Annotated in this window: 15 protein-coding genes; 3 read left to right on the top strand and 12 right to left on the bottom strand. The window is 39.5% G+C overall.

What is annotated here, in order from left to right; all coding sequences use genetic code 11:
* Nucleotides 1–14 precede the first annotated feature (14 nt).
* The 3 genes from MJO53_RS01195 to MJO53_RS01185 form a co-directional block, all read right to left on the bottom strand.
* The gene (locus MJO53_RS01195) at nucleotides 15–1,673 is read right to left on the bottom strand and encodes an Ig-like domain-containing protein (protein WP_252080128.1); all 1,659 of its coding nucleotides are present in this window, start codon (nucleotides 1,671–1,673) and stop codon (nucleotides 15–17) included.
* 48 nt (nucleotides 1,674–1,721) lie between these two features.
* On the bottom strand, nucleotides 1,722–3,479 hold the full coding sequence (locus MJO53_RS01190; protein ID WP_252080127.1) for an Ig-like domain-containing protein: 1,758 nt from the start codon (nucleotides 3,477–3,479) through the stop codon (nucleotides 1,722–1,724).
* A gap of 123 nt (nucleotides 3,480–3,602) precedes the next feature.
* A complete protein-coding gene (locus MJO53_RS01185; RefSeq protein WP_252080126.1) occupies nucleotides 3,603–4,289 on the bottom strand; it encodes a ZIP family metal transporter in 687 nt (228 codons plus the stop codon).
* 56 nt (nucleotides 4,290–4,345) lie between these two features.
* On the opposite strand from MJO53_RS01185, the gene MJO53_RS01180 reads away from it, so the two are divergent.
* Nucleotides 4,346–5,509, top strand: coding sequence for a THUMP domain-containing class I SAM-dependent RNA methyltransferase (locus tag MJO53_RS01180; protein WP_252080125.1), 1,164 nt, complete (start codon nucleotides 4,346–4,348; stop codon nucleotides 5,507–5,509).
* A gap of 89 nt (nucleotides 5,510–5,598) precedes the next feature.
* Here MJO53_RS01180 and MJO53_RS01175 read toward each other — a convergent pair whose 3' ends face one another.
* The 4 genes from MJO53_RS01175 to rlmD are packed head-to-tail and all read right to left on the bottom strand — an operon-like array spanning nucleotide 5,599 to nucleotide 8,639.
* Nucleotides 5,599–5,940, bottom strand: a complete 342-nt coding sequence (locus MJO53_RS01175; RefSeq protein WP_252080124.1) for a VOC family protein — start codon at nucleotides 5,938–5,940, stop codon at nucleotides 5,599–5,601.
* Nucleotides 5,933–6,697, bottom strand: a complete 765-nt coding sequence (locus MJO53_RS01170; RefSeq protein WP_252080123.1) for a DUF6048 family protein — start codon at nucleotides 6,695–6,697, stop codon at nucleotides 5,933–5,935. Before MJO53_RS01170 ends, MJO53_RS01175 begins: the two co-directional genes overlap by 8 nt.
* Nucleotides 6,678–7,196: a DUF6452 family protein gene (locus tag MJO53_RS01165; protein WP_224836458.1), complete on the bottom strand. Its 519-nt coding sequence runs from the start codon at nucleotides 7,194–7,196 to the stop codon at nucleotides 6,678–6,680. The genes MJO53_RS01170 and MJO53_RS01165 overlap by 20 nt, the downstream gene beginning before the upstream one ends.
* 30 nt (nucleotides 7,197–7,226) lie before the next feature.
* Entirely contained in the window at nucleotides 7,227–8,639 is a 1,413-nt protein-coding gene (gene rlmD, locus MJO53_RS01160; RefSeq protein ID WP_252080122.1) for a 23S rRNA (uracil(1939)-C(5))-methyltransferase RlmD, read from the bottom strand.
* Nucleotides 8,640–8,875: 236 nt separating this feature from the next.
* Between rlmD and rocD the strand changes: the two genes are divergently transcribed.
* Nucleotides 8,876–10,156 carry an ornithine--oxo-acid transaminase gene (gene rocD / locus MJO53_RS01155; protein WP_252080121.1) on the top strand — a complete coding sequence of 427 codons (1,281 nt, stop codon included), beginning with the start codon at nucleotides 8,876–8,878 and terminating at the stop codon, nucleotides 10,154–10,156.
* Between the two features lie 59 nt (nucleotides 10,157–10,215).
* On the opposite strand, the gene MJO53_RS01150 is transcribed toward rocD, so the two are convergent.
* The 4 genes from MJO53_RS01150 to MJO53_RS01135 all read right to left on the bottom strand — a co-directional run bounded on the left by MJO53_RS01150 (nucleotide 10,216) and on the right by MJO53_RS01135 (nucleotide 15,849).
* A complete protein-coding gene (locus tag MJO53_RS01150) occupies nucleotides 10,216–10,731 on the bottom strand; it encodes a porin family protein (RefSeq protein WP_252080120.1) in 516 nt (171 codons plus the stop codon).
* Between the two features lie 123 nt (nucleotides 10,732–10,854).
* Nucleotides 10,855–11,910, bottom strand: a complete 1,056-nt coding sequence (locus MJO53_RS01145; protein WP_252080119.1) for a S66 peptidase family protein — start codon at nucleotides 11,908–11,910, stop codon at nucleotides 10,855–10,857.
* Between the two features lie 60 nt (nucleotides 11,911–11,970).
* On the bottom strand, nucleotides 11,971–13,164 hold the full coding sequence (locus tag MJO53_RS01140) for a carboxypeptidase-like regulatory domain-containing protein (RefSeq protein ID WP_313791025.1): 1,194 nt from the start codon (nucleotides 13,162–13,164) through the stop codon (nucleotides 11,971–11,973).
* Nucleotides 13,165–13,389: 225 nt separating this feature from the next.
* A complete protein-coding gene (locus tag MJO53_RS01135; protein WP_252080117.1) occupies nucleotides 13,390–15,849 on the bottom strand; it encodes a M14 family metallopeptidase in 2,460 nt (819 codons plus the stop codon).
* Between the two features lie 160 nt (nucleotides 15,850–16,009).
* Between MJO53_RS01135 and bshC the strand changes: the two genes are divergently transcribed.
* Complete coding sequence (bshC, locus tag MJO53_RS01130) at nucleotides 16,010–17,614, top strand: bacillithiol biosynthesis cysteine-adding enzyme BshC (RefSeq protein ID WP_252080116.1); 1,605 nt, start codon at nucleotides 16,010–16,012, stop codon at nucleotides 17,612–17,614.
* A gap of 225 nt (nucleotides 17,615–17,839) precedes the next feature.
* On the opposite strand, the gene pgmB is transcribed toward bshC, so the two are convergent.
* Entirely contained in the window at nucleotides 17,840–18,499 is a 660-nt protein-coding gene (pgmB, locus tag MJO53_RS01125; RefSeq protein WP_252080115.1) for a beta-phosphoglucomutase, read from the bottom strand.
* Nucleotides 18,500–18,657: the final 158 nt, after the last annotated feature.

The following is an 18,657-nucleotide window of genomic DNA, read 5'->3' as shown; positions in this document are numbered from 1 at the left end:
GGTTAGGCAATTCCCTAGTCAATCAACCAATCGTCAACAGCTCTGTGATAATTACTTTCACTACCAATGAATATGGATTCGATGTTATTGGAAATAAAATAAGCCTTTTTATTGTTTGCAATTACTTTTCTGATATAATCATCATATCCAGTAATGTTCTCATATTTTTTAATTTCCACTTGATCCACTTGAAGTGGTTGAGTTGAGAAAGCTTCATAAAACTCCCAGGATTTGATTTCTTCTGGCAATTCTGGAATTTTTAATCCATTTATCTGCTGACTATTAAAAATGAGTTCCCAACTGTACGGAATATAATCTTCATCAACCGTTTGAGACCCAAGCTTTATTTTTCCTAAAATATCACCGACGCTGCTTTTTTCAATGGATATCTCTCTATCCTGTATTGAATATTCCAATGTCCAATCCAAAGGAGTTATTGTACTTGGAGGCAAATCGGTACGGTATGTATAATAACCATCCAGTGATAATTCGAAAGCATAATGCTCAAAGATTTCGTTATAGTAGTAATTTATTTTGTTATCAGTTATGGTATTGCCAACTCCAGTATCTACATGGTGGTAAAAATTATTCTCAAAATCACCTTCATTAAAATAGCCGAGGATTTTATAATGGAAATATGAGTTGGGTTGACCTGATGTATTGGTGATTTGAATTTCCCTTTTTACAGCGCCTTTATCAGTAAAATCATCATATGATATTAAATCATCACTGTCAATATCCCATGCTGTTGTCAAATATTTGTAATCATCTGTAGTAAAGTTTCTCTTCACAAAATATAAGGAGTCAGGAGATGGATTGTTACAATCAATGCAGTTAGACCTATCTACTCTAATATTGTCTAAATTATTCTGGTCCAACACTCCTACATATCTATTGCCAAAAACATACAGCTTATCACCAGAAGTTTCATTAAACCCAGATGCCTGAAAAATATTAATACCTGGATAGGGTTCGAATATTGGGTAACTGCCTAGATTTATTTCAGGAAGCAACTCCTGTGTTATACTAGCAATGGTACTGAATTTTGCGCCATAAACGGTCAATTCAGCAAATGTCAGCATATATAATTCATTTTCAGATACATCTTTAAGGGTACTAATAGTGATATTATTGTCATTCGGATTTACTTTTTTAACGCCCATTAATTCGCCATCCATTGTGGAGGCAAATATGTAAAATTCAATAAGTTTTGAGTTCACATACGCATCAGGAATATTTATAGTTATCAATGGGGTCTCATTGATAACGGTAATCATTTGCTCTGAGGAAGACTTGTTTCCAAAGGTATCCGTAGCATCAACACGCAATATGTAATTTTGAGATTTAGCTGTCAAGGATTTAGCAGCATAGCCCGATAGATCAACCACTATATGGAACGGAGAAGAAGTATCTTCTCCCACTTTTTCATTATCGATAAAGGCTTCAACTTTTGCTATACCGTTCGCATCTTGTGCATTAATATTGATTTCCATTTGGTTGCTTACCACAATGGGTTCGGAACCACTCGAGGTTCCTGAAATGGTAAAATCCAGTGTTGGAGCTACTGTGTCGGGTTCAGGTGTGGTGTCACTGGAGTCTGAGGAGCAAGAAAGCAAGGCAGTTAAGGCGATACCTATTAAAACAAATCGATTGATACTTATTATTTTTTTCATTTAATACTATGTTTATAACAGAAAGTTATTTATCGGGCAGTCTGGGAATTAATCAAATAAAAAATGATTGGGATAGAAATAATTCTCTTTCCAAGGGCTAGGGTTGTCATAAATGGACTCTCTTTCTGGAGAAACCAGATACCATTTTTCATTATTTTGAATTACTTTTTGTAGGTACTCATCGTAAGAAGTAAGACCCTCATATTTAATTACTTCAACCTGTCTCTGGTCTTTGTTTTCGATACTTTCAAAAGTTTGATTATTGTATTTGTCGATAAATATCCACTCCTCAAGTTCTTCCGGGAGTGAAGGTAGAGGAACTGTTGAATTGTTTTGGCTATCAAAAAGAATATGCCATCTGTAGGTAGCATTGTTGCCATCCAATACGGTTTGTTGACCGCTACTTTTTGGAGAAAATGAATCTGAAATACTTAACCTTCCGACAAAATCTTGACTATTTGTGTTTTTGTCTATAGAGAAAGTGTTTTCTTGAAAAGTGTGGCTCAATGTCCAATTGCTACCATTGTAGGTTTTATTTGGTTTGCCAGTATGGTCTATTTTATAATTAAGGTATGTTAATTCCGTAATGTAGTTATTGAAATTATTGTCCAACCAAAAATTATATTCAGATTCGATATCTAAATTAAACGTGTATGGGTATATCGCATGAAAAATATTATTCGAATAATCAACTGTATCTTCATAAACAAAGATTTTTAGACTTGGATCTTTGGATATAGAAGTATCAAGATTTGGATATTCAAAGCTTTCCAAAGTCATACCTTCGGAAGAAAACAGGTCGGGGGTTAGTTTAAACCCTTCTTCTAACATGTTTTTTTTAAAAAACGCATACTGGGCAGTGTTCTGATCAGTATTGACCATATGGAAATAAATGTTATCCGTCGCAAATTGGTTGTCATAACTCTCATATCTTCCAACTGATATTTTGTTGTTTGTATTTGAATAATTGCAGCTACAATTGTTGCCCCCTATGCTATAATCAAATCCTTGGGCACCTATTGCGATGGTCTCCGTGGTATTTTCATCCCAAAAACCTTCAATAGGGAATTCTTCGGGACTTACACGGTCAAAAAAGTTAGATGAGAAAATAGGATAATTATTAATGTTTATTTCGTTTAGGACGGAACCTTTTATATTCTGGATAGTAGCCAACTGATTGGTTTCACCATTGTAAGCCGCAAATTTTTGGGCGAAGGTCAACATATACTCTTCGTCTTCCGTAATATCCATGGTCGTACTAATTGTAACGGTTCTTTGACCTGTTTCCAATTTTTCAATGCCTAATAGTTCTCCGGTCATACGAGAGGCAAATATGTAAAAGTCCACTAGCTCTGGATTGTCGCCTTGTTCTGGAAAATTAATTGTTATCAGTTGTGTTGTTGACTCTATGATAATGTGTTGTTCTTTGGACGCTGTATTGCCAGAGGTATCCGTAGCATTAACACGCAATATGTAATTTTGCGATTTAGCTGTCAAGGATTTAGCAGCATAGCCCGATAGATCAACCACAATAGTGAAGGGTGCGGTGTTATCTTCGCCCACCTTTTCATCGTCGATAAAGGCTTCCACTTTTGAGATACCCTTCGCATCTTGTGCATTAATATTGATTTCCATTTGGTTGCTTACCACAATGGGTTCGGAACCACTCGAGGTTCCTGAAATGGTAAAATCCAGTGTAGGGGCAATATTATCCGGAACAATTGATTGGTCTTCAGAATCTGAGGAACAGGAACATAGTAGGGAAATAGCTGTAAATAAGAGTACAGCAGGTCTTAAAAAATGCATGAAGTTAGTTTAGTTGACAGGAAATATAATTCTTTTTAAAATTAAAACCTTTGTTTGTCACCTCAAAAAGTAAGAAAAATCGGTAAAAGGATTTTGACCTCTTGCAGTATTGTTTTTTGGAGTTTAAACCAAATAAGCTATCCCTATTCCCAAGATTATCACCACTAGTTTACGAAGGTTGAATGCATGTCCCTGGGCACTTTCAAATAAAATAATGGTGGAAATATGAAAAAAGACCCCAATAGCAAGTGAGTTGAACAGGTAACCGTACCGTTCGACCCAAGGTGTGGTGGACAAATAGCTCCCCAGCGGTGTCATTAAGGAAAAGGCCCCGATAAACATCAATGTATTGGACAGCTTTATTTTGGAGTTAAGTAAAAATATGCTGAGTATAACGGCAATCGGGATTTTATGTATTATAATTCCATATAAAATAGAATCGTTTCCGTATATGGGAACGCCCTCTACCAAAGCGTGTACGGACAGGCTAATGAACAACAGAACAGGAAACTTATTTTTTTTTACATGAAGATGTACATGACCATGTTCCGCCCCTTTCGAAAAAAACTCCAAAAATATCTGTAGTAAAATACCTCCCAAAATAAAGAATGCAATGGTCTTTGGGTCGTGCCCAACATATACTTCGGGAAGAAGTTCAAAAAAAGTCAGGGCCAATAGAAATGCGCCACTAAATGCCAGCAATAGCTTAATGTTGTCGTTATTCTTTGGTCTTGTAAACCAAACAAACCCAAAACTGGCCCAAACCGCTAACATGGGAACTACATAAATAATAATGGAAGGAAAATCCATACGGTCGATTAAGGGAGCAAAAATAGCCTATTTTTGCGTAAAGTTTTTAAGATAGTATGTCGGGAAATTTTAAAATGATGGCCAAAACCCTCTACGGATTCGAACCGATATTGGCCAAGGAACTTCGTAACCTTGGTGCGGGCAATGTGGAAGAAGGGGTAAGGAACGTAACTTTTGAAGGGGATATGGGTTTTATGTACAAGGCCAACTTGTGCCTTAGAACTGCCCTGAAGGTATTTAAGCCTATAAAAACCTTTCGTGTTTTCAACGAAAAGGACCTTTATAGGAATATTTACGAACTGGATTGGCCAAGTATTTTTGATATAGGAAAAACATTTGCGATAGATAGTATTGCGAACACTCCTGTTTTTGATAATACCATGTTTATTTCTTTAAAGACCAAGGATGCCATCGTGGACAAGTTTAGGGATATAATGCAGGATCGCCCGAATGTGAAGACCCAGGACCCTGATATTAGGATCAACATACACATTTATAAAAATATATGTACGGTATCCTTGGATAGTTCCGGTAGTTCCCTGCATCAGCGAGGGTATCGGATTTCAACGAACATTGCACCAATCAACGAGGTTTTGGCTGCAGGCTTGCTCTTGCATAGTGGATGGGACGGTCAAACGGATTTTTTTGACCCTATGTGCGGGAGTGGTACATTTTTGATCGAGGCGGCGATGATCGCTTGTAATATTCCCGCAAACATTAATCGGGAATCCTATGCTTTTATGAACTGGAAGGACTATGATGCCGATCTTCATGACAAAATTGTTGATGCAAGCTTAAAAAAGGTGAGGGAATTCCATCATAAAATAATAGGGTATGACAAAGCTCCTTCAGCTGTTCGAAAAACCCAAGAGAATGTAGATCATGCCAATTTAACCGAGTATATAAGTGTGAACCGCAAAGATTTTTTTAGGGAGGATAAACCAACGGAGGGTAAGCTTCATATGGTTTTTAATCCCCCTTATGGGGAACGGTTACCCATTGAAATGGAGATTTTCTACGGAAAAATAGGGGATACCCTAAAACAGGTATACGCAGGAACCGAAGCTTGGTTGATTACCTCAAATATGGAGGCATTAAAACATGTAGGTCTAAAACCATCAAGAAAGATAAAAACATTTAACGGTAAATTGGAGGCCCGATTGGTTAAGTATGAAATTTACGAGGGGAGCAAAAAAGCCAAAAAACAAAAAATCGACTAAAGTGCCCATGGGTATAGTATTCTGATTCGTTTCTGTTTTTTTTAATTGAACGAGTCTGTCGTAGTATTCGCAAAGTGTGGTTGATAAGGTCACTGGTCGGACCAAATCGCAAGTTCGTTGCCCGATGGATCGAAAAAATGGAATCTTCTCCCACCCGGGAATTCAAATATCTCTTTGGAGATGGTGCCGCCTGCCGCAGTAATCTTATTTTGGATGGTTTCCAAATCCTCATGGTAAAGCACGATCAATGCGCCATTGATTATAGGTTGGTCCGTAAGTTCAAAACCACCTGAAATTCCACTTTCGGAGAACGACGTGTAACTGGGGCCATAATCGGTAAACTGCCAACCCAAAGTATCTTTGTAAAAAGTCTTGGTCTTTACCAAATCCAACGCTTTAAACTCCACATAATCGATTTGGACCTTATTCATCCGATTGTTTTTTTTGTGCCTTTTTTTGTTTGGCCTTTTTGTACAATGGAATAAAGTAGGAAATAGAATAGTTGTAACTTACCCCAAAACTACTACCTTCGGTAACTTTGTTAAACCCAGGGATCCATAGATTGGGAAACTCTTCATTTTCTGTATTGGTTATCAAAAACCCCATGCGGGCACTCATACCTACAAAAATATTGGCGAACAGTTCAACTTTCGCACCGGCAACAAACTCCAACCACGTAGCGGAAAGCCCATCAAACTCTCGATTGGGATTTTCTCCGGGCAAAAATTCTGGATTAAAAAATTGATCGGTCTCGTAAAGACTATAATCGTTCAAAGTTTGACTGAAACTTGAAAAGGCCACACGACCTCCTATGGTAATGGCATTGTTCATGCCGTACCAGTTGTCGTAAGTATTTATGTCGATTCCTGCTTTAATATAACTTCCAGATGTTTCGTAATCGTAGAGTAGAGTATTGTTCAGGTTTTCGTCTTGTCTTTTGGTTTCGTTCCCTATTTCTGCGGCCAGATACAATTTGCGGGTAAGCCTAAAATCTCCGACCAGTTCCAATCCGGTGTAATCCTCATCAACAAAAGATAGCACCAATTTGCTCAGGTCCACACCTACACGGAGGCCATAGGGGTCTTTGTACTGTACAGTGTCCTTTTGCGATAGATCTATCGTTTCACTTTGGGCCAGTGATAAAAATGGCAATAGACCAATAAAAATACTAATGCAATATTTTAACATGGATGTTATCTGTATTTTCTACGTTCGGTTGTACAACGCTGATATCCTGGACCCAGTTGTCGCTGTCCTCGGTCAAGCTAACCTCAATATTGTTATAGTTCACCACAAAGCCACATGCTCGGGAAACAAAAGCCTCACTAAGTTCATAGGTGATTGTTAAAGTATCTATATTTCCCGTTTCCAATTCGGTTTCCGCATCGTCATCAGAATTGGAGATGAGTTGGTACATTGTGGTAACGGCGGTACTTCTTAAAGGTACCGATAGGGAGTCGGGTGAATCCGATCTGTCGTTAAAACTGTCATTATCCAATATACTGTCTATATCGATGTTTTTTATTCGAATGGATGTTACTTGTTTTGCTTCGGTGGTATCTTCAGCATCAAAAAAACCAATGACCAACAAAGGGGTATCACCTTCTACACAGATATCGTCCTTTTCACACGAGGAAACATAGAAGAGTAAAGATGCAATAAGCAGGATGGGGATTATTTTCTTCATTCCGGTTTTCAATGGATTTTAATTCTGGTGCTAAATCCGTTTTTCCAAAAGTACAACATTTTCAACGTGGTGTGTCTGCGGGAACATATCAACTGGCTGCACTTGTGTGACGGCATACTGTTCTTTCATTAGAGCCAGATCACGTGCTTGGGTTGCGCTATTACAGCTTACGTATACAATTTTTAATGGTGCCACATTCAATAGCTGTTCCACTACCTGTTTATGCATACCGTCACGAGGAGGGTCGGTTATGATCACATCAGGTTGCCCGTGTGCTGCAATAAAATCATCGTTGAACACATTCTTCATATCGCCCACAAAGAAATCCACATTGGATATATTATTGTGCAGGGCGTTTGCCTTGGCGTCTTCAATAGCCTCCGGTACGGATTCCACACCGACTACTTTTTTTGCATTTTTGGCAACAAACTGTGCAATGGTCCCAGTTCCGGTATATAAATCGTAAACTAGTTCATTACCTGTTAATCCAGCAAAATCCCTTGTAACTTTATAGAGTTCGTATGCTTGCTCCGAGTTGGTCTGATAAAATGACTTGGCATTGATCTTAAATTGTAGGCCTTCCATTTCCTCAAAAATATGATCTCGGCCCGCATAGCAGATCACTTCTTGGTCATAAATAGTGTCGTTGCCTTTGGAATTGATTACGTATTGAAGCGAAGTAATTTCCGGAAACTTATCCTTTAAGTGATCGAGCAATAATACTATGTTTGCTTTATCTTCCTGGAAAAACTGAACAAGAACCATTATTTCACCTGTAGATGATGTTCTGATCATTAATGTTCTTAAAAGGCCTTGCTGTTTTCTTGGATTAAAAAATTCTAGACCATGGGCATTGGCAAAATTCTTCGCCTCCAACCGAATGGCATTGGACGGGTCTCGTTGTAAATGGCATTTTTTAATATCCAGAATCTTGTCCCACATGCCCGGAATATGGAATCCCAATGCATTTCTATTTTCAATTTCATGGTCGGAACTGATTTCCTCTTGAGTCAACCAACGACTATCGGAAAATGAGAATTCCATTTTATTGCGATAAAAATATTGCTCTTTGGAGCCCAATATTGGCGATGATAGGGGGAGTTCCAAATTCCCTATGCGCTTTAGGTTGTTCTCTACCTCCTTTTGTTTAAAAAACAGCTGATGTTCGTAGCCCATGTGTTGCCATTTACAGCCTCCACAAGTACCGAAATGCCGGCAAACAGGTTCTGTTCTTTTATCTGATAGGGTGTGGAAATTGGTGGCAACTCCCTCAAAATAGGCTTTTCGTTTATTGGTCGTCATCACGTCCACCACATCTCCGGGAACGGCATTGGTAAGGAAAATCACCCGTCCGTCCGGGGCTTTGCCTACTGATTTTCCTTTTGCTCCCGCATCTACTACCTCTACGTTTTCAAACGTTTTTCTCCTTCTATTTTTACGCATGTCGCAAAAGTAAGCCCTTTTTGGAATTTCACAGAACACTGTATCTTAAATTGCAGGTAAACTTTTGGCGTAACCAGAAATGGACAACCTAATGTCAAAGCAGAGTTTTGCCCAATAATTTGTATTTTGCACCAACTCTCAGGGATGATTTCTCTCCCACGCTGCTTTTTCGAGACTTCGAAAGAATAAAGGTACAGTAGGAATGGTTATTTTATCAATTTTAAACATTTAATGAAATGGCTGTTTTAGAGCATTTAACATCGCAGCAAGCGATAGATTTGGAAAACAAGTACGGGGCACACAATTATCACCCCCTTCCAGTGGTATTGAGCAAAGGGGATGGTGTATATGTGTGGGATGTTGAAGGGAAAAAATATTACGATTTCCTTTCCGCATACTCTGCCGTAAACCAAGGGCACTGTCACCCCAAAATTGTTGGGGCCATGGTGGATCAGGCAAAAACATTGACCTTGACATCCAGGGCATTTTACAACGATATGTTGGGGAAATACGAAAAATATGTGACAGAAACCTTTGGTTTTGACAAGCTATTGCCAATGAACACTGGAGCGGAAGCTGTGGAGACTGCCTTAAAAATTTGTAGAAGATGGGCATACCAGAAAAAAGGTATCCCAGAAAACCAGGCAACCATTGTTGTTTGCGAGAACAATTTTCACGGAAGAACCACAACGATTATCTCATTTTCCAACGACGAGGTGGCCCGTAACGACTACGGTCCGTACACAGAAGGGTTCATAAAGATTGAATATGACAACTTATCTGCACTGGAACAAGCATTGGAAAACAATCCCAATGTTGCGGGCTTTTTAGTGGAGCCTATACAAGGGGAGGCAGGGGTTTATGTGCCTTCCGAAGGATATTTAAAGGAAGCCAAGGCACTTTGTGAAAAATACAATGTACTTTTTATTGCAGATGAAGTTCAAACAGGTATTGCCAGAACAGGAAGGTTGTTGGCAACCTGCGGTAATTGTTCCTGTCCGGACAAGAATTGTAGTGGAACACCGGAAGTAAAACCGGATATTTTGATTTTGGGAAAAGCCTTATCGGGCGGTGTTTATCCTGTTTCGGCAGTTTTGGCCAACGACAGTATAATGGAAGTGATCACCCCGGGAAGCCACGGAAGTACCTTTGGGGGCAACCCTGTTGCTGCAGCCGTGAGTATGGCGGCCTTAGAAGTGGTCAGGGAAGAGAATTTAGCGCAGAATGCCGATGAACTAGGTGAATTGTTCTGTGAAGAGCTGAACAAATTTATCTCCACTTGCGATCTGGTTGTAAAAGTTAGGGGAAAGGGATTGCTCAACGCCATTGTGATCAATGATACAGAAGAGAGTTCCACCGCTTGGGACATTTGTATGGCCCTTAAGGAAAATGGCCTGTTGGCCAAACCGACCCATGGGAACATCATCCGGTTCGCACCACCTTTGGTGATGAACAGGGAACAGTTGATGGACTGTGTATCCATTATTATAAAAACGCTGAAAGAATTTTCTAAATAAATCTTATAAATAAAAAAGGGCGGTGATTTCACCGCCCTTTTTATTATGGTAAGTAATTATTATAAAAACTTGTATCCAACGCCAAGGGTCAGGTAATTTCCTCTAACCTTGATGTCTTCACTTCCCGTATAGGAATTATTGATTTGAAACGTATATCTGGCTTCCAGAAAAAAGTCTTCATCAATATCATATCCGATACCACCGGCTAGATCAAATTCAACACTGCTGAAATCGTCCGGAGTGTCCTCAAGAGAGAAAACCAATTGTGGTCCTGCTTGAATATTGAATTTTTCAGAGATTGCAAATTTACCTAGAATAGGAAGAATGATGCCATCAGCTTCATCAACGTTGGCATAAAGAATTTCGGGCTGAATATTGAAATTTTCAGAAATTTCGAAATCAGCTACTGCACCCAAATAAAATCCGGAATTAGAATCGGATACGGTGATCCCATCTACTTTAACACTCCCTCTGGCGTTAAGGTAGCCAGCTGTAGCACCAAACCTAACTTCTTGAGCTTGGGATGCATAAGTAAATCCAAGTACGGCAATTGCAGCTAATAATAGTTTTTTCATGTTTAATTAATGATTATAGTTAAGGCGTAAAGATAGAAATCTTAACCATCGTTAATGCCCATTTGTTATGGAATTAATCCAAAATTTGAAAGGAACTATTTTTAAATATTGAATACTAACTATTTAGGATACCGCTATTTCTTCCAAACGAATTTGCTTTTTGGATGCGTTAAAGTAGGCTTTGGTGCCAATGGGCAATGTGAAATTTTGTGGTACATGGCCAAAACTCAGACCATAGGCTGCAGGTATGCCCAAAGGTGCGATTCTATCCATTATTACTTCCCTGAGTGTAAAATTGTCCGTGGTTCTTTTACGGTCGCAGCCATTACAAACTCCAAAAACAATGCCTTTGGCCTTTAAAAAGGAATCCACTTGTGTGAGCTGGGTCAGCATTCGGTCCATTCGGTATGGAGCTTCCTCTACATCTTCCAGAAACACAAGTTTGTCGGTAAAGTCTATTTCGTAAGGTGTGCCGATCATGGCAGCGACCAACGATAAGCTTCCGCCCACAAGATCTCCTTCTGCCGTTCCATTGGTTATCGTGTATCGGTAATATTCGCTGTTGCGATATTGTTTTGGGTCTTTTAGAATGGCATTTTTTATAGGTAGGACCTCCTGTGGTTCCATTAGGACCTTTTTCATATAATTTTGGCTGTATTCGTCATCGATCGTGGTCCCGACAGGGCCGTGAAAACATACAAGGCCTGTTTTGTTGTAAATGGTATTGATCAAGGCCGTAATATCACTAAAACCGATTAAAATTTTTGGATTGTTGCGGATAAGGTCGTAATCCAACATATCCAAGATTCGAGTGCAGCCATAGCCGCCCCTTGCGCAAAGTATGGCATCCACGTCCGGGTTGGCAAACATTTCGTTTACATCGTTGGCACGTTCTTCATCGGTGTCGCTAAAATAACCATGGTTACCTTTGATTCTTTCGGTGTAAAAAGTCTTGAAACCCATTTTCTCCAAGACTTCCAATGTAAGGTAAAGTTTTTCGGGTTTCACAGCAAAACCTGGAGCAACAAGCCCGATGGTATCGCCAATTTTTAGTTTTTTGGGTTTTATTTTGGGCAATACAGTAGTTGATCTGGTCTCACTTGCCCAACTCGTTTGGGGCAGAAGCGAAACGGCTCCTAATGCTGTTACGGACTTTAAAAAGTTTCTTCGTTTGGACATTTTGAATGGGTTATGCTATGTTTTAACAAAAATGAAGAAATTTTGGAAGAAATGTAACAATTATTCACTGTTTCTTTCGGCCCTGCGTAATTGTCGCTGTATTTTCTTAATGGCGGATTCAATGGATTTTTCGGGTTCAATAATATTATATTCTCCCCAAAAATTTGGATCGGAAAAGCCCGAGGCCTCATCACTGAGTATAATTGATTTTTTAATTCTTTCACGGTACCTTGGTGTTTTTCCCGTTAGGTTATTTTCCCAATCGGTAATGGCCATTTCCGCCATCATGCTGTAGATGGAATTAAACCACTTGTCTTCCCAGTCTACTTTAAATTCCATAAAAACGCTACCATAGCCATAGTACCATTTGCCATCTTTTTCGCGATAGTCCACACGATAGGAGACCTCAGTGGGCCAAACATCGACTTTTGCCGGTTTTCTGCGCACAAATAGTTGGGCAGCCTTGTTCCGGTCTGTAATATTCAAAGAAAAAATTGCACTTGTAAGTACTTTGTTTTCAACATCTATGTAAAGTTCACCCTGGTAAAGGGGCTCGGAGATTCCTGGGTGCTGGTCAAATCTGATCACATAGATCACTTTGTCATTTATTCTTGTGGAGCGATCAAATGTAAACTTGTAGTTGGACAGTGCTTCTTCCGAAAAGATATATTGGGGATATTTCATCATATCCACATATAATGTGTTGTATGGCCCACCTTGTAATTTTAGTGCCACGGTGTCCAGTTTACTGTAATCCGTACTTTTTCTGGCTTTATAGAGTTCAACGGCGTCTTCTTTAAAAGAACTGTATGGGGTTTTATAAATATTGACCACAGCTTCAGCCAAAGAAACATTTCTTCTTCTTCGTTTTATGGTTTCCCTATAAAAAGCTGTCATTAAGGTGGGGTCATCAAAATATCGGTTGTCGCGGTTTTTAAGTGTTTCTTTTACAAGGGCCAGGGCATCTTTTGGGGCATTAATGTTGATTTCCGAAAGCTGGGTAACCGAAATTTCGAGGGAGATTTCATTTTTTTCTGGCGCCAGATCGGCAATCGGTACTTTTTTGGTTTTATACCCTAAGAATGAAACCACCACATTTTTATGGATGAACTCTTTGGGAACTTTTAAAAGGAAATTTCCCTCCGTATTGGTTATGGTGCTTATGTTGGTGCCCTCTATGGCAAGTGTTGCAAAAACCAACGATTTATTACTGGATTGGTCCTTGACCTCTCCACTGTACTGGTTAAATTCCATGGTTTGTTGGTTTTCTTGGAAAGCAAAAGAAACCAATGGGGCCAAGAGTGCCAGTGTACAAAGTGCGGAGCACAAGAAAGCACTGATTTTCTTGCGTATTGCGAGATTCGATGGTTTTAACGGCATAGCTATCTTCTTTTGTATTAAAAATACAAAATTTTAAAGATATGCTCACATAGTTTTTGTCCCTGCATGTGGATGTTCTATGCCGGTAAAAAGCTTGGTTTAATCTACCATGAAGAGGGCATTGGCAAAAAATAGCTTTCCATTTTCCCAGAATCCTCGGAACAACGGATTGTCCACCATATAAATTACTTGTCCACGGCCGTAATTTTCTACGCCATAAATCAAGGTTTCTGAGATTTTTTGCTGCGCTTCGATTCCGGCAAAGCCAGAAAACGGATCTGTATTTTTTTCCAAATAGACCGCATTTCCTCCATCGAGATATTCGTATGCACTGCTTCCCAATTTTAAAGAAAAGTATTCGGACCCATAGCCATACGCCAATGGATTGGAATTGTCCACTTTGGTTTTAAAAATTGCTCCGGTAATGGCTCCTTTCATTCGCTCTCTTTCCCAATCTTTGTAAGGTTGTGGTTCATTTTCGCTTGAGTCTTTCTCAAACTTTTTCTTGGTTACACCAAACCCCTTATCACCATCTAGCGCATCTATGGAGCCACCCATGGCAATGATCTTTCCTCCGTTGCGGACCCAGTTTTTAAGTTTGGATAGTTGGTCCTCACTAAAATGGTTGCCGTAGCGTCCATCGGGCAAGATCAGGATACTATATTCGTCCAGATTCACTCGGTTGGCATATTCATCATCCAGAACGGTAAGCGGGTAATGCAGCTGTTGCTCAAAAAAGTGCCATATTTCACCGAATCGTAGCGTAGATGTTGGACCGCCCGACAATACTGCAATCTTAGGTTTGGTAATCATTTGGATGTATGATGATCCAAAATCTTTTCCGGAATCCACGTAACCTGTTGATACGGGAGTGATATTTTTTTGATGCTTTCTTGCAATGGACAGGAGACTTTGTACGAAGTCTTTTTTATTTTCATTATCACCTTTGGTAATGATCAAAGTTCCTCTATCAAAAGATTTGCCTTCCAAATTAAAAGGGTGGTCTGCCTTACGAACTCGAATACCTTCATTTAACAGGGCTGCTAAAAAGCGTGCATCCTTCATACTGTTCCAATCAAAAAGATAAGCATAGGTATTGGTAGGGGCTCCTACCGTTACACTTTGAACAACATCGTTGGCGCTGGTGGAGGAGCCAGATACCGTAGATGTTAATGCAATAGCATCCAGACCGTAAGCATAAGGTAGGGACCAAGCGGTAATATCGTATGTAAGCGAATCCGAAAGCTTGGCATTAGGTTCGAACAGTACTTTTACCATGGTGCCTTTGAGCTGATTTGTTGAGACGACCATACCATTGTTGTTAATGGACATACTTCCGCTTCTTCCCGTTCTATAATTATGTCCCTTAAACGAACCGCTATTTAGGGTGCCGTACTCGATTTCGTGTTTGTCCAAAAGTGATTTAAGGGCTTCAAGTTTGTCTTTATCGCCTTTTAGAACGTAGCTTTTGTACTTAAAATCTTTATTTTGATAGAACTTTCTGAACTCTTGATTTAGTTTTTCTGCATTTTGTGAAGAAACCTCTATCGTGGAAAGTCCAGTGGTATGGTGATGGGCAATTCTGTCCTTTAGGGTAAGGGTGTCGCCAATCGCAGTAATAATTCCGAGTCCGGCCCTGCCACTTCCACCTTGTTCGTAAGTCATCCCAATAGAACCGTTGTACATGGGGTAGGTGTCGCCATAGCTTGGATATAATAGATCAAATACTTCTTTGGTAAAATAGAACCAACCATTGGCATCAAAGTATTTGGCGTGGTTTCTGCCTATGGTCGTCTGAAAATCACGTTGGAAATCGGTAATTACCTCATGGTAGGGTTCTGCTGCTGGTGCAAAATAATACGGACTATTTACGCCTTGTTCGTGAAAATCCACATGAACATGGGGCAACCATTGGTTGAACATTTTTAATCGCTGCTGGCTCTCTACTTGGGTAAGCCAGGCCCAATCACGGTTAAGGTCGAACATATAGTGGTTACTGCGACCACTCCACCAACCTTCGTGGTGTTCCTTGCTGTTGGGATCTACTTGGAAAGGGGTGTTTTTATATTGGTTGTACCAGTTACTGTATCTGTCGCGGCCATCTGGGTTAATACAGGGGTCCATAATAACCACTGTGTTTTCCAAATAATTGCTTTTATTTGTTAAAAGCTCATAAATCGTCTTCATGGAGGCTTCGGTACTCACACTTTCATTGCCATGAACATTATAGCTCAACCAAACAATGGCTTTGGACGAATTTCCCGAACCTTCTGTATTTTTTAAATGTTCTTTTCTAATGGTTTCCAAGTTGGAAATGTTTTCCGCAGAGGACACATAAGCCAAAATAAGGGGCCTACGTTCGTTGGTTTTTCCATAAACGGTGAGCTTGACTCGGTCCGGTTCCGATTCGGCCAAGTACTCGTAGTAATCCACCACTTCGTGATGGCGGGTAAACTGGGTTCCAAGTTCGTACCCCAAAAATTCTGATGGAGACTTTAATTGCTGTGCGGAAACCGAAATGGATACTAAAAGAAGGAGAGAAAATAAAAATCGGGTCATGTTTGGGTTAATTAGTTCTCTCAAATCTAATAATAAATTGGTGCAGAATCCTAATTTTATCAATTTGAGCCGACTAAATCTTGTATAAAATTCAATTAACGTATTTTTAGGACGAGTAAAAAAGAAGAGACTTATCTTTGATCACCTCATTTCAGTTTTAATGGAAGTAGAATGTATACCCTTTAAGGAAACCGGTTATTTTTCCCAATTAATTTGTGATTACCTAGAGCAAAAAAAAGAATTAGCACCTTACTACAATAGATTTCCCTTACCCGATAACTTTAGTGATCAGATTAAAGAAAAATCTGCCAACTACCCAAAAGCCCACAGAAAAGTTTTGGTCGGATCTTTAAACGAGCAATACAAAAATGTGGAGGTTTCCGGCGCAACAAAAAAAAATATCCTAGCTCTCCAAAAGGAAAATTCCTTTACCGTGGTAACCGGTCACCAGTTAAATTTATTTACAGGTCCTTTGTACTTCCTGTATAAAATTGTATCGACGATAAATCTGGCCAAAAAGCTAAATGCACAGTTTCCCGATCATCAATTTGTACCGGTGTATTGGATGGCAACGGAGGACCACGATTTTGATGAGATCAATTATTTTAATCTACACGGGAAAAAGGTGCTTTGGAACAAAAATGTTTCCGGTGGGGTAGGTAGATTGTCCACAGATGGTCTGGATGAGGTATTCGGGATATTTGCTTCCGAACTTGGTAATTTAGGTTATACGGATAAGTTAAAAGAGCTATTCCAAAAGGCTTACCTCGAAAACCAAACCCTGGCCCAAGCTACAAGATACCTCGCCAATGCCCTGTTCGGAGATGAAGGTCTTGTAATTGTGGATGGTGACGATAAGCATTTGAAGAGGTTATTGGTGCCTTATGTCCAAAAGGACATATTACAGCATACGCCCTACGAAAAAGTTACCAAGACGATAAAAAACTTGGAGAAAATTTCGGCGGACTACACAATTCAAGTAAATCCGAGGGAAATCAACTATTTTTATCTAAAGGACGATCTTCGGGAACGAATTGTTCTAAAAAAAGGGAAATACCATGTGCTCAATACCCAGTTGGATTTTACCCCAGAGGAGATTTTAAAAGAACTTGAAGAATATCCAGAGCGTTTTTCGCCCAACGTGGTCACTCGCCCATTATATCAGGAGGTTATCCTACCCAACCTTTGTTATATCGGAGGAGGGGGAGAATTGGCCTATTGGTTGGAATTTAAATCCTATTTTGATGAACTGGGAGTGACCTTTCCTATTTTGATGCTGCGGAATTCAGCATTGTTGATAAAAGAAAAACAGTCGGACAAGATTGAAAAGATGGGACTCACGGTAGCTCATTTATTTATGAAACAGCACAGCCTTATCAACAAAAAAATACGAGATATCTCCAATATCGATGTTGATTTTTCGCCGCAAAAAAAGGTGCTAGAGGAACAATTTAAACAAATGTACGAGCTTGCCAACAAAACGGACAAGAGCTTTTTGGGAGCCGTAAAAGCACAGGAGGTAAAACAAAAAAAGGGTTTGGACAAGCTGGAAAAGCGACTTTTACGCGCCCAAAAACGAAAATTAAAAGATCACGTAACGCGATTAACGGAGTTGCAGAATGAGTTATTTCCAAATCAATCGTTGCAAGAACGGCAGCTCAATTTTTCCGAGATCTATTTAGAAATGGGAGAGGAGCTCATCCCGATGCTATTGAATACTTTAGATCCTTTTTCTCAGAATTTCACCATAATTAAAAACAAATAATAGCCCTAAATATCTTCCGCGGTAGAACAAAAGCCAATCTTTTTCAAAAAAAGTTTTACGCATCAGGTAGGGTATTTGTCCGGTAGGTTGTTCCTTACATATAAATAGCTATGAAAATTTAAATTTTGAGTTGGTTAACTCATATGTTTAGGTTGGTTTTGATTTTATTGAAAAGCCCCGGAGTGGTTCCCGGGGCTTTTTGCATTCTTTATGTTTGGTTCCGATTCAGAACAAATCTTTAAAATGTGATTTTACCTCAAAAAGAGTGGCCTCTTTCATGGTGTCGAATCGAACGTCCGCATGTCCGACACGCTCTTCGGGACCAATGCCAACGCTATAAAAATTACCGGCTTTTGCAGCATCGATACCCTTTTCGGCATCTTCAAAAACAATACACCTTTCCGGCGATAGGCCCATTTTTTCGGAGGCGTACAAGAAAATGTCGGGAGCTGGTTTGCTTCTGGATACACTATTGCCATCACCGATCACATCAAAATAATGGGTAGCATTTAGTTGTTTCAATACCTTTTCTGCATTTTTACTTGCACTGCCGAGGGCAACGCTAAACCCTTCGGACCTAAGGTGTGTTAAAAGTTCTTTGGCACCCGGTAGATAATCCTCGGGGGTCATGTGATCCAAACTTTGCACGTAAATATCATTCTTTTGGGTAGCCAGTTCCACAATAGTTTCTTCTTTGAGCGAAACATTGTTGTGGTCCATGATCACTTTAATGGAATCCATTCTGGATATCCCTCTCAATTTTTCGTTGAGATCGCGATCAAATTGCCAATCCATGTCGTCCGACAATTTTTTCCAAGCGGCAAAATGCAGTTCTGCTGTATCCGTGATTACGCCATCCAAATCAAAAATGAATCCCTTAATCATAATCAGTTCTTTTTTACATCGCAAAGAAATAATGAAATCAATTAAGAAAAAAACTATATAAGACTTTGTTTTGTGCAGGAAAAAGCTGGACTGGCGATCAAAGCAAAGGATGTGTTGATAACCCGTTGGAATTACTTCTTTAAAAAACTTGTGGCAAA

This window comes from Flagellimonas marinaquae (assembly GCF_023716465.1).
In the GTDB taxonomy this organism is placed as follows: domain Bacteria; phylum Bacteroidota; class Bacteroidia; order Flavobacteriales; family Flavobacteriaceae; genus Flagellimonas; species Flagellimonas alginolytica.
This window is presented reverse-complemented; position numbering and strand designations above follow the sequence as displayed.